The following is a 12,212-nucleotide window of genomic DNA, read 5'->3' on the forward strand; positions in this document are numbered from 1 at the left end:
CCTGCGCCACCTGGAGCTAAACTGGCTTGAAATCTAGGAACAGCGGGTAGCCGTCCGGACGAGTTACGGCCTGCGTTTGTGTGGTGCGATACATGACCGGGTTCCCGCCATGGGTCAGGAACCGGTAGGCGCCGGATTCCTCCATTAGATCCTGCATCTCTTGATATACCTTCGCCCGATCGTTCGGGTCGCTGATGGTGGCTCCCTTGGCGAAGAGCTCATCAAAACGCTCACTGCGGAACCGTTCCCAGTTCCAGATACCCACTTGCCCTTGCGTAAACTCCCATGTTGCGTATTGGGGATCAGGAACAGTCGTGTAGTACATGACGGTGATCTGCATCTCCTTCCAGCGATCGCCCTCCGATTCCATGCCGAGCGTCCAGAACGAGCCGGCATCCTGGACCTTGATCTCAGTCGTGATGCCTATCTGCGACAATTGCGCCTGCACAGTCTGGGCTATGGTCGTATAAGTGCTCTCGTTGAGGCAATCGATGGTCAAGGTCAGATCGCCCACACCGGCCTTTTCCAAGAACTCCTTGGCCTTCGCGAGATCGCCTTCCGGCGGGACGAGCGCTTTTTCACGATGTCCCACAATGCCTGGAGGAACGGTGCCCGTCGCAACCTGCGCCTGTCCCGCATACGCCGCATCCAGGATTTGCGGCACATTGATCGCCCACTGGATTGCCTTGCGGACATTGATGTCCTTCAGCTTCGGGTGGTCCATATTCATGCCGATCCAGTGGCGGTAGAGCGAGGGATGCTCTTCGATCTTGGTGTCGGCGGGCGGATTGCTCTTAAACGTTGCAAGCGAATCCAGACTGATACGGGTGAAATCAATGCCGCCGGCCTGATAGGCGCGTTCCGCCGTCTTGACGTCGTTAATCGAAATGATTTGGATTTCGTCGAAGCCCGGCTTTGGCCCCGCCCACTCTGGATTGCGCGTCAAAATCACATGCTGGTTTTGTTTGAAGTCGGCGAGCACATATGGCCCAGAGAAAGCCGGCGGCTGCATGCCGAAACTGCCGCCAACACCGGTCGCCTTCATCACCGCATCCTCGGAAACGATATGGCCAACCCCATAGGGGAATGCAATGTTCCAGGCCGCCACGTACGGCGTCTTGAATACGATCACGCCAGTATAGTCATCCTCGATCTCGACATGATCGAGCGGCCCCCAATCCAGCTTCACTGGCGAATTGTGCTTGATTACGCGCTCGAAGGAAAATTTGACGTCCCTGGCGGTCATCTCGCCATGGCCGGTAAATTTGATACCCTTCTTAAGATGGAAGCGGATATGGGTGGGATCGACCTGCTCCATTTTTTCGGCCGCCTCCAATTCCCAACCCCATTCGGAGCCTGGCTTATAACGCGTGAGCTTTGAATAGATGCAGTACATAAGGTCGATTTCGTTGCTACCCGCGTAGAAACCCGGATCGAGCGTAGTGGGGTCCCCAGTGCCGCGTGCCTTAAGCACTTTGCCCTCGGCTGCCCAGATGACTTGGGACAAGGGCATGCCTGCAGCGAGGATACCCCCGCCAAGGGCGGCGCCCGTTTTGAGAAAAGCCCGGCGGCTCACATTGCCTACGATATCGTTCATGATTCTTCCTCCCGATTCTGTTAAGCGATTTGCCACTCTGAGCTTGCCAAACTCTGATGGAGCCATGGTCCATGCTCGACGCTGGACAATGGGAGACTGGTTACCTCAGATCCCAGCTCTTAGGTTGAAGGTCGGCCAGAAAAGCCAGACGCGTCAAATTCATTGTCGATATTAGCATCATCTGGCTTCGAGATAAGCTGACACCCAGTCGTACCCTTAGCTCGCCTCTGCCTGGATGTCGCCGTCAAGACATTGCTCCAGGTAAGGTCGTTCAAAGCTCATCCCGTCCTGTTTCAATCCGGAACAAGGTTACCGGATCGGCAGTCCCCCAGGCACAAATTCAGTTCCTCTTTCGACAAGGCCGACCCCCGCTGCATGCCACATGCAGGCGCGGGTGCTTGGGCCACTGCGCCCGGAAGAACGGGGAGTGGAATTCTAGAAGGATATCTCTCCGAGTGATAAACCCATTTATGGACGGGCCGCCGGCAGGTATGCTGCCGATGTTGGGATGCGGAATGGGATTGGGAGGACCTGGTTAGTTCGAGGCCGTGACCTTGCCGAACAAAGTGGGCGAGTCGTTGCTTGTAGATTTGTACCGTCAATCATTCAGATGGCTTCTCAAGGACGAGGCCCAAATAGCGATCCTGCCCTCACACGGTCGTCTGGCGCCCAACCGGCCGCAAGTCTGATCTGAAAAGAGCTGACGCGACTCTCAGAAATCTGGAACAGCGGCGCCAGTTGGCCGCCAGCCAACCACTTCAAAGGCCTGCACTTCAAGACCATCTAATTGTAACCTGCACTTCAAGACCATCTAATCGTAAGATGAGCACGATACTAAAATTGGATTTGACACATGTCGCAGGCAGAGGACCAATGGTGCCACATACGAATAGTCGGAAGACCACCATCGGATGACAGCACCTCTTCCCAAGGCTGTGCGTGAGCAAATCGTCTACGCTATTGAGGCGGGCGAGAGCTGTCGCTCGGTCGCGGCTCGGTTGGGGATCGCCGTCTCATCTACGATCAAATGGTCCCAGCGCTACCGCTCCAGCGGTTCTGTTGCCCCCCGCAAGATGGGCGGATACCGCAAACGAGTCCTGGAACCTCATGGGGAATTCATCAGGGAACGGATCCGTCAGACGCCGTGTTTGACTGTTCACAAACTGAAGGCTGAACTTGCAGCGCGTGGCGTGAAGGTGTCGCCTGACACTGTGTGGCAGTTCCTACGGCGCGAGCGCCTATGGTCGAAAGGCATTCGTTCGCCCTTGAGCGAGAGAACCCCGACGCGCGAAACAGACGGCAACGCGGGCGTGCTTGGAGGAACGCCCGTAGGACCGACTACGGACTAAACGGCCGAAGCTCAAGGCTAATGTGGCGTCAAATGCCCGTCGGACAGTCCTCGGGCTGGGACTCGAACAAAGCGGCAGCCGTCTACAAGCAACAGAATGTCGAACACATCAGTGGTAAGCGTGAAGCTGACCCCATCTGGCGCGACATGAACTACATGAGATGGTGGACGACAGACGATGACACTGAGAGAGCCAAGGAGCTTGCAGTGTCAATCCCCATGTCTGCGCCTATGTCTGATGATAGAGGTTTCCAAGTCCTTGAAGCGGTTCCAAACCAGCTGGGAGCACCCCCGCAGCGTCCGCGACGGCGCTGGTCGGCGCAAGCGAAGGCACGGCTGATTGAAGAGTCTCAAGCCGGATTGCGAACGTGTCGGCGATCGCGCGCGAGGTTGGGCTGGCGCCTCGCAGCTGTCTGGCTGGCGGCGCAAGGCAATCGAGAGCGGTGCGCCCACGTCGCAGCGAGACGCGGCTCGGCTCGGCTTGCCGAGACACGCCGACAGCGTCTGCGGTGGTGGAGATCGAGCTCGGTGGCGTCGGTCATTTGGGCGGTTCGGTCGGCATGATTCCGACTGGCGGGAAGGTGTTGGATTGGCGGTTGCCAACGGGCAGCGAAGTCTCGGCGAATGTGGGCGTCCAATTCTCCCTGCCCGACAGGGGTGAGCAACTGTGCTTGCCAGGGCCGAGTTCTAGAAGAGCATCATTGCGATCGTTCTTGGCCATGCGGCCAAGGGCGCGGGCATAGTGGCGCGGCTTGTGCGGATTGACATTCCTGGCCAGCGGGCCTGCCTTGCGGAGCGCCTTGGCCACGCCGCGTTCATAGCCACCGCTCGGTTCCATGCCGATGGCGCGCACGGTGCGGCCCGTCAGCCACTTGATCAGCTTGGTCCAACCATCTTGGTCGTTGTCGAAACGTGCGTGCTCTTGCGTCTGAAACACTGACACGTCGAGCCACCGCTTGGCGACGTCAATACCGACGTCCTGAGACGTCTCTTCAGCCATCTCCTCGATCCCTTCCTTGTGTGCGGGGGCTTGCTCCTTGCAACTGTTCAAAGAAGACGGTCAGGCACCGGCTCACCTACGGCTTAGGCCACCTTAGGGGCGACGGGCTCTCCACGGATCAGGCAAGAACCTGATCCGTGGCACCCTCAACAACAATGCACGATTCTAGACACACAAGGGGCTCGGTGGTCGCGGGCCTCTTGATCGTCGGATTTCACTCCTGGCGGCGCTTTTTCCGCGGCGCGGGTTGATATGCGCATTTGATCGAACGTGTCGGGACGAGATCGGCGTGCTGTCGAAGGCGGTAGCTTGATTCCTCGATCAGGATAACGATGGTGAGGTGAAGCAAGAGATCAAGAAGCACGGTTGCAGCGAAGTTTTCATGATGCCTTCTTCCTTGATCGCCTGTGCGAGCGGTCCGCGCCCTGCCTATTGACTGGTCGTCTGAGAGTTCGCTTTGCCGCGGCGGCTCCCTTCGTGAGTTAGCGTGCCTCGATCCAGCCGCGGGCGAGATAGCCGAAGACTGGTTGGGGTGTGGCGGCCAAGCGCCTTGCCGAAGTACAAGCGTTACATCGTGCGCGAGGTCTTCCATATCATCACCAAGTGCCACCGGGAGATCAACCAGAACAGCGTCACCGTTGACAAACAGAAGGGCGTCCAGGACTTGTAGTTCACCAGGGCTTCGCCTTCGTCTGAGTGCGCAAGCACATCAAAACGTGATCTCGCTTTACCTATCTCGCTTCAAGATAGGGGCGATATGAAATATATGCTTGTGGGATCGATCATCCGCAACCCAAATGAACGCCATAATTGGGAACGGACCGGAGGGTTTAGGGGATACCAAGCGTCGCCGGCCTGCTTCGAATGGAACCACAAATAATAATGGGAGAATACCATGAACAAGTGGCCATTAGTCGCCGTGCGGTTGTGAAGGCGCTAGTGGGATCAGCTCCACGCTGGGTAAGTCAAGAGCTTTTGCCTCGTCGGCGACCATAAACGGTTTTTTCGTGGGGGTACGCTCTCATCCGCGTTGCTCAATAGCCTTGGATCGCTGCCCGCAAGAGGAGCCGCGAGCTATCGAAGTGAGACCACACCACATCCGCCTGCCGGCTGGCAAGTGAAGGCGGATGCTTGGCTCCAAAATCGCACTATCACATAAGGAAATAGAGATGCAGGAATCTTCGCCCATTGAGAAGTACCTAACCCCACGCGTGTTCGACGTCCAAATGCCTGGCGGCAGCACCATTCGCGCCTATGAGGTTGGGCCGCCCGACGTCCCGGTCGTGATCGGGATCCATGGGACGCCCAGCATCGGCTTGGGCCACATTGTGAATTACGTGGCCAGCGGCGCAATCTTCTGTCGCCTCGTTACGTTCGATCGCCAGGGCTACGGGGGCTCAACCCCGCAGCCCGGGCGCAAAGTGCGCGACATCGCCCCGGTTGTGGAGGCCATCCTCGATCATCTGTCTGTCGACATCGCATCGGTATTCGGCCATTCTGGGGGCGGGATGCTCGCGCTTGCCACCGCAGCGCTGCTGCCCAAGCGCATTTCAAGGGCAGCGTTCCTTGGCGGTAATGGTCCGAACTTTGGTCCAGGGGGGTTCGACTATGCCGACGGGCCGTCCCCCCTCATGCGTGACGAGATCATAGAGGCACGGAAGGGCCCAGAGGGGTCACGCGAATTCTACAGGCGGGTGGCCGCCAACTGGCATGATCCGGAAATTGAGCATCAGTTGTATCCGGAGAATGACCTTCGCATAGAGCGCTTGCTAGCGCCGTTGAAGGACAAGATCGCACGACAGCTCGCATTATCTGCCTCCCCTTATTCGGAGGAGGATGCGTACGTTGATGACACCCAAGCGTGGGTGTCGCCATGGGGTTTCGAACTCGGATCGATAACGGTACCTACACGGCTCTTTTGGGGCCTTGAGGATCTCTTCGCGGCGCGGCGCCACTCCGATTGGCTGCAGACCCAGATTCCGAATTCGAGCTTAGAGCTATTTCCCCACGTCGGGCATAACTTCAGCCAACTCATGCCGCACGTGTTGGCGTGGCTGGTCATGAACAAAGACAGGCCTTAGCGGTTGTGGCGGTCAGGAGTGCCGTAACACTGCCGAGCACGTCACGCTTTTCGACCAGTCCTGTTTTGTCAAGTTCAACATCGAGGGTAGGGATGCGTGCTCGTTCCTCAACAGGATCTGCGCGAACGATATCGATGTGCCCGTGGGCCGGCTTGTTTACACCCAGTGTCTGAACGAACGCGGAGGGATCGAAGCTGACGTCACGATAACGCGCTTTCCGAAACCGCCTTCCTCTATGTGACAGCAGCGACGTCACAGATAAAGGACATGACATGGTTGCGTCGGCATGCCCCCGACGAAGCACACGTCTTTATAACAGACGTGATCTCTGGACTTCCGATGTTCGGACTTATGGGACCGAAATCCCGTGCGGTCCTTTCGGAAATTGCGGGGGGCGATTTTTCCAACTCCTCATTCCCGTTCGGCACGAGCCGGGAGATAGAGATCGGTTACGCCAAAGTGAGGGCAAGCAGGGTCACCTACGTGGGCGAACTGGGATGGGAACTCTACGTCCCCGCCGAGTTCGCTTGCCATGTCTTCGACCGCTTAGCGGAAACCGGCGTACGCCACGGCTTTAGGCATGGCGGCTATTTCGCGATGGGATCGATGCGGGTCGAAAAAGGCTACCGCCACTGGGGTCACGACATCGGGCCGGATGATACGCCCTATCAAGCGGGACTTGGTTTCGCGGTCAATCTGGACAAATCGGATTTCATAGGCCGTGACGCCCTTCTTCGTCAGAAGGACAAAGGGCCCATTTCCAGACGTCTTGTTCATCTGAGGATGAACGATCCCGATGGGCCCTTGCTTTATCACCAGGAGCCACTTTGGGTTGGCGGATCGGTCGTCGGTCATGTAACCTCCGGCGCGTTCGGGCATCGTGTTGGCGCTTCACTGGGGCTGGCATACCTGACCCGCGAGGGCGGTATCGACACGGAGTTTCTCGAAGAAACCAGTTTTGAGGTGGAGGTAGCTGGAAAACGTTATCCGGCCGATGCCAAGCTATCGGTCTTCTACGATCCGCGGAACGAGAAAGTTCGCGACTCCATCAATGATAGCGGAAACAGGAGTAGCTGAGATGTATTGGAAAAGCACCGGCAGACCTCCTGCTCTCGAGGATGTCGCCCAGAGGCGGCGATGCAGACAAAGCACCAATGCTTGGCCAGTCCTATTCACCAGAGGTCGGAAACGCTGTGATCACCCAATCGATGAAGTCAACGGCACGATTCAGTGTTGCCTCGGTCTGAGCGTAGCTAGTGGAAGCGACGATAACATGTCCGATTGTGTCTCGATAATCGCCTTTCCTGACGATCGGCGTTCTGGGCGGAACATAGAATTTGACCTCGGAGACACCCGACACAGCGCCTGCTTGGCTGTCGCCGCCGATCCAATCGAGGGTGCCATCGCGATCAGCAACAAGAAACCGCGCGGCCGCAGTGTGCGAATGCCTTCTACGCAAATCGCATTTGTCGCCGATTGCTAGCTTAATGTGTTCTGTGATTAGATCGATACCATAAGCCAGCCGAACTAGTTGGGGATCGGGCGTGCCGCCCATACGCGGATTGACTTCAATGACGACTGGGCCATCTTTCGTCCACCGGAATTCAATGTTCGTTGGCCCCCAGCCAAGGTCGAGAGCTCGCAAACAGCTCAACGAAATATCGGCGATACGGTTATAATCCTCATCAGTCAGAAGGGCCGGATAGGTGAACTGACGATAGACAAAATGCGGCGGAGGGCCAAATTCACCAGACCCAATCCCAACGACCTCATTTCCCATTATGTCAGCGCCATAGTAGGGGCCTTCTGCGCATTCTTCGACAAGTATCCTCGGCGACGACAGCCATGTGTACTTCCCGCCCAACAGATAGGTCGTATGTTCGGCTACCTCTTCGAAGTTTCGGCACAGTCGAACTCCAGTACTTCCGCCGCTTACAGTTGGCTTAAGGATCACCGGCAGACCGATCTCTGCGGCAGACCTTTCAACGTCCTTCGCATTCGTTGCCAACCGATAGGCAGGCATTGGAACGCCGGCTCCCGCAAGGAGCTGGCGTTGAGTGAATTTGTCGCGGCATCGCTCAATAGCTGCTGGGTTCGGTCCCGATAGATCGAAGTGCTGGCAAAGGTGGCCAACTGTCGCATAAACCAAAGGTCTGCCCGTAATACCAGCAATATCGTAGGCCGCACCTACCCGGGAACATTCGCGGATCACCGCATCGAGATCGCTTGTATCCACGCGGATTGCCTCAATCCCTTCCGCCGCAAGATAGTCGAACTGAGTTGGATCTGCTGACAGGATTATTGGATGAAGGCCAAGACGCTGGGCCGCTTGGACGTATAGCAGACCACAACCCCATGCACAGCCTTCAACCAAGATGAGCGCTCTTCTTCCCATTGCCGTTGATCCTCTGTTGCAAGCTGTGGGGCTCAAAGTATGTAGGCATCAGCTTTCTTGGCCGTTCCCTCACTGAGAGTTCCCGTGAAGATACCATTGTCAGCGCCTCGTGGTTGCGAAAATTGTGTGAATTTGATGGAAGGATGTGTTGCAATGTTTTGGCTACCGGCGGTGCGGCTCGAAGCGTCTCGATGATTTACAGACTTGCGATGTTTAAGGGTCGCCTGTTTGCCCCGAACCGCCGCATGGCCGAGAAGCGCTGGCCGATCGTGCCACTCTTCCAATGCGTGGGCGCAAGACCGGCATAGGCCGCGACCTGGCGCCTGTTTGCGAATTTCCGGAACCAGGCCTTCGGACCACAAGGCACCGGCAAACCGGAGCCAATGCTCTTGAGCTTGAGCAACATCCGAACCGACTCCAGTACGGAACCGGCCGGCGGAGCCTCCTCCAAGAGCCCATCACGCTCCGCCTTCACGGCCTCGATCTGCCGGTTCAGCAGTTCGATGACTTCTAGCTCGCGCAGGGCCGCGACTTGAGATGTTTTGGAAGCGACCGCCCCTCTTCGGTGCGCAGAGCCTTCAGGTGCTCCCGGCGGTCCGAGGCTCGTACCCGCCTATCCGTTGCGCGAAGAACAGACCGTTCAACCGGTTTACATGCGGATACGCACTCCGGCGGTTCGCCCCTTTTTCATGCCATGAGTGTGCGAACAACGTGGCTCTCGATCCCTTCCGCGATCAAGGCGCGGTGAATCCAGAACCCGGCCAGTCCGGCTTCCTGGACAACGATCACTGGGACAATCCGGCCGGTCCGGCGGCGGACATGGCGTTGCAGATCCGAAAACCACTCCAGCAGCCCCGGCATATCCTCACCCCGCACCTAATGCCTCGACAGCTTGGGCCCTACGGGGGCCGCAAGTGTGATCACCAGCCACGTTGAGCAGCTGAGCTCCAGAGAACGTAAATCGCGCCGCACTCAACGGTCGCAATCGTATGTGCGGAGGTCATTCTGGCAGTCTGCATGGCAAAGGTCTCCATCGAGAAAGTAGTGACCCAACTCTTCCAAAGCTGGGCGCGCGCGTCTCCTCCTCACGGAATCTTGACGTGCTACGCCGGCGAGCCTAACCTCGTGATCCAGCACTCTAAGGACACCAGAGCCCAGTGGTGTGCGGTCGCACACCCGTCGATTGCGATCAGGCACGCGGCAACGCCCTTGAAATAACCAGCGACATCGTCACGACGCAGCTTTCGGCGGAGGCCTACCGCGCCAAACGCGTTTACACCGCGAGTCTGAAAGACGTGCTTGGTGATATCCAAACCGACTGTTCTAACCTTCTCCATGGGACGGCTCCCCCTTATGTGACTTTCGCCAGCCACACTTTGGAACATTGCGATGCCGGGAGCGGAGGCCGTCCATGACATCAGGTCAACTCGGGCAATTCAGATCGACCCAGCCTCACGCTGCAGAAGAAACGCAAGGCGCAAACGGTCTGGTTCAACGCGCCCCACGAGACCTTCGGCTGCCCTCCAAGCGGGCCTGATAGGCGCGCCCTTCTACGTATCCCAGTTGATCGGGTGATCGTCCAAAATCGATTGAAACTTCGCCACGTGATGCACGTAGGATCGCTGGGTCTCCGGTGACAAATTGCGGATCGTCAGATCTTCAATCATCCATTGACGCAGAGGGCTTATCTGGGCCATCAGGGTTTTCCGCTCTGGAACGTTGGCTCGACACATGTCTTGTCAGAAGGGACCTGCCCACGCCAGACCCCGCATCAGCTACCGCGGCAGCGGTTTTGTTTGCTCGCCATGGGGAATCCTTTTCTATTCACTCTCCAAGTCATCCCGCGCTATACGGATCCGCGCTCAAGGGCATCGGGCGAGTCGTAAGGGCGGCTAGCGTGCTCGAATTTCCGGTTGTATAGGACGCTCCTTGCCCGCATTTACTCGCTCCCAGTGTCCCATGATCTTACGACAGAACGAACGAGGGCAGCTAGACAACATGCCGGATAACGGGTTATCGAGAGCTTCAATAATCATCTACGCCATTATCAGCCGAAGCCTCTCGAATGGTTCGGTGTTCGTCTGAAGCCCTGGCACACCGCCGATCCGATTCACGAAACAGGCAATATCAAAGCTTCAAGACTTCATGTAGGCCTTCGACATCACGTCGCCAAGTCACGCCTTCGAGGTGCTCATGGCGGAATGATTCCAAGTGGCGACATTTCTTTTTCGGGACTTCTCATGGTTACCTCAAGATATGGTGCGTAGAACCGAGCCACGACCATCGGATGATCGGGAGGTAACTTAGAAAAGCCTCCGGCTGAACCTCGGCAATTTGCCGCCGAACAAAGACAGACTGAGATCCCGATGCATTCGAGCTCCGAGGTTGCATAGTCCCACGTCACTTCGACACCAGAATAAATTTCCCGAATAGCTATAAAATCGTAGGCTCCGAACCGATTGGGCACGATCGCCAAATTCGGATTACAAGAATGATTCACAATTACAGCCGGCTTCTCAAAGAGAGCATGGACATCCCAATTCAGTTGGATCGAGTTTGTCGTCCGAATCCCTTCCAGGCGGTCAAGAAGCCCAATGATGACGACCTCGCCCGGCAGGAAATCCCGAGCAGCGAATACGCCGCGGCCCCTATCGTCACCGGTCTCAAGGACACTTACGTTACGGGCATTGAGTCGCCGAGCACAGAGGACATCGTCTGTCAAGATTGTCGTTCGTTTGTCAATGTGTGAGGTCGGCATGGCCAAATTCCTTCCATAGTGCTAGATAACGCGTAATACTTGATGTTCGGGGTCGGTGCTTAGGGTTCCCACCTTTTTGCCTAACGGCACTGTGACTGCGGGGTACCTATTTAGTTCATTTGATGCCGTTTGGGCGGCGGACTTGCCGACGCCCCTTGCCGCTAAGGCAATGTGACGGCGACCCTGAAATTTGCCTTTCTTCCTCCTTTCATCCATCGAACGCCCGCAACATCAAGGCCGGTCGGCAGCCCTCGCCGCCTCGTCATGAAAGCTTCAAAATTCGTGCCGATTTGGCAGCTGTTTAGCCTGAGCCAGACAGAAGACTGGCTAGACAAGCTTGTGTGGCGAACACCGACAGGCTGGCGATCCGTCCAGCGCGCTTTAGCGTCGGTGATCGCGCGAGCGAACGGTACTATGCCGAATGGCTGAGCCACTCGATCACGACCTCAGGCGATGGACCGGGTTCACCCTTCTATCGGCCTTTCAAGAACCAAGAGGTCGTAATATTTTTTACCGTCAGAAAAGACCTCTGGAAGGCAACCGGCGACTGAAAATCCACATTTCCTTTCTGCGAAGGATATGACACCAGGCATATCCTTAAACACGATTGCGAAAATGCAATGTAGATCAAGCATAGCTGCGCGATTCAAAAGGGTTTGCGCGAGAGCCGTTCCAATTCCCTTGCGACGAAATGACTGGTGAACATAAAGCGACATCTCGGCTGTGTGGTCAGCATCTTCTTTGACGCGGAACGGCGTGAACGCTGTCCAGCCGACCACGACTCCATTGGCCACGCACGTGTAGGACTCGAGCGACGGATGCGCTTCGAATAGAAATTCTCTCATTTTCCTGATGCTCCAAGGGCGCTTTCCTTCTGTTGATTCCCTGGCGCAACATGCGAGGTTATGGATCTCTGTCACGCTTGGCAGGTCGCCTGCTCGCAACGGCCGCACTTGGTACAACATCAGATGTCCTCCGACCTCTTTTGCATAGTGGGTGGGGTCGATCAGCCATCTGAGAGTGACGTTCTCCG

The 12,212-nt window shown here is 56.9% G+C and carries 9 protein-coding genes and 4 pseudogenes; 5 read left to right on the forward strand and 8 right to left on the reverse strand.

Annotation, left to right across the window (positions count from 1 at the left end; all coding sequences use genetic code 11):
• Nucleotides 1-16 precede the first annotated feature (16 nt).
• Nucleotides 17-1,597 carry an ABC transporter substrate-binding protein gene (locus tag O7A05_RS07145; protein ID WP_337092277.1) on the reverse strand — a complete coding sequence of 527 codons (1,581 nt, stop codon included), beginning with the start codon at nucleotides 1,595-1,597 and terminating at the stop codon, nucleotides 17-19.
• A 911-nt stretch (nucleotides 1,598-2,508) separates the two neighbouring features.
• On the opposite strand from O7A05_RS07145, the pseudogene O7A05_RS07150 reads away from it, so the two are divergent.
• A pseudogene (locus O7A05_RS07150) lies at nucleotides 2,509-2,921 on the forward strand (helix-turn-helix domain-containing protein); the annotation flags it as partial.
• 562 nt (nucleotides 2,922-3,483) lie between these two features.
• Here the strand turns inward: O7A05_RS07150 and O7A05_RS07155 are convergent.
• Nucleotides 3,484-3,945, reverse strand: coding sequence for an IS110 family transposase (locus O7A05_RS07155; protein ID WP_337092278.1), 462 nt, complete (start codon nucleotides 3,943-3,945; stop codon nucleotides 3,484-3,486).
• A 1,169-nt stretch (nucleotides 3,946-5,114) separates the two neighbouring features.
• Here O7A05_RS07155 and O7A05_RS07160 point away from each other — a divergent pair.
• The 3 genes and pseudogenes from O7A05_RS07160 (at nucleotide 5,115) to O7A05_RS07170 (ending at nucleotide 7,103) form a co-directional block, all read left to right on the forward strand.
• The gene (locus tag O7A05_RS07160; protein WP_337092279.1) at nucleotides 5,115-6,026 is read left to right on the forward strand and encodes an alpha/beta fold hydrolase; all 912 of its coding nucleotides are present in this window, start codon (nucleotides 5,115-5,117) and stop codon (nucleotides 6,024-6,026) included.
• A 73-nt stretch (nucleotides 6,027-6,099) separates the two neighbouring features.
• Nucleotides 6,100-6,656, forward strand: a pseudogene (locus tag O7A05_RS07165) (FAD-dependent oxidoreductase); the annotation flags it as partial.
• Nucleotides 6,657-6,809: 153 nt separating this feature from the next.
• Nucleotides 6,810-7,103, forward strand: coding sequence for a glycine cleavage T C-terminal barrel domain-containing protein (locus tag O7A05_RS07170; RefSeq protein ID WP_337092447.1), 294 nt, complete (start codon nucleotides 6,810-6,812; stop codon nucleotides 7,101-7,103).
• Nucleotides 7,104-7,194: 91 nt separating this feature from the next.
• Here O7A05_RS07170 and O7A05_RS07175 read toward each other — a convergent pair whose 3' ends face one another.
• The 5 genes and pseudogenes from O7A05_RS07175 to O7A05_RS34355 all read right to left on the reverse strand — a co-directional run bounded on the left by O7A05_RS07175 (nucleotide 7,195) and on the right by O7A05_RS34355 (nucleotide 11,020).
• A complete protein-coding gene (locus O7A05_RS07175; protein WP_337092280.1) occupies nucleotides 7,195-8,421 on the reverse strand; it encodes an ATP-grasp domain-containing protein in 1,227 nt (408 codons plus the stop codon).
• Between the two features lie 265 nt (nucleotides 8,422-8,686).
• Nucleotides 8,687-9,375, reverse strand: a pseudogene (locus O7A05_RS07180) (transposase); the annotation flags it as partial.
• Nucleotides 9,376-9,534: 159 nt separating this feature from the next.
• Nucleotides 9,535-9,758: pseudogene (locus O7A05_RS07185) on the reverse strand (IS110 family transposase); the annotation flags it as partial.
• A 213-nt stretch (nucleotides 9,759-9,971) separates the two neighbouring features.
• Nucleotides 9,972-10,118, reverse strand: a complete 147-nt coding sequence (locus O7A05_RS07190; RefSeq protein ID WP_337092281.1) for a hypothetical protein — start codon at nucleotides 10,116-10,118, stop codon at nucleotides 9,972-9,974.
• 494 nt (nucleotides 10,119-10,612) lie between these two features.
• Nucleotides 10,613-11,020: an SET domain-containing protein-lysine N-methyltransferase gene (locus O7A05_RS34355; protein WP_415926976.1), complete on the reverse strand. Its 408-nt coding sequence runs from the start codon at nucleotides 11,018-11,020 to the stop codon at nucleotides 10,613-10,615.
• Here O7A05_RS34355 and O7A05_RS07195 point away from each other — a divergent pair.
• The gene (locus O7A05_RS07195; protein ID WP_337092282.1) at nucleotides 10,913-11,170 is read left to right on the forward strand and encodes a hypothetical protein; all 258 of its coding nucleotides are present in this window, start codon (nucleotides 10,913-10,915) and stop codon (nucleotides 11,168-11,170) included. The genes O7A05_RS34355 and O7A05_RS07195 overlap by 108 nt on opposite strands.
• Before the next feature lie 473 nt (nucleotides 11,171-11,643).
• Here the strand turns inward: O7A05_RS07195 and O7A05_RS07200 are convergent, their stop codons facing one another.
• On the reverse strand, nucleotides 11,644-12,144 hold the full coding sequence (locus tag O7A05_RS07200; RefSeq protein WP_337092283.1) for a GNAT family N-acetyltransferase: 501 nt from the start codon (nucleotides 12,142-12,144) through the stop codon (nucleotides 11,644-11,646).
• Nucleotides 12,145-12,212 lie beyond the last annotated feature (68 nt).

Origin of the sequence: Mesorhizobium argentiipisi (SeqCode) (assembly GCF_037179585.1) — a bacterium.
In the GTDB taxonomy this organism is placed as follows: domain Bacteria; phylum Pseudomonadota; class Alphaproteobacteria; order Rhizobiales; family Rhizobiaceae; genus Mesorhizobium; species Mesorhizobium argentiipisi.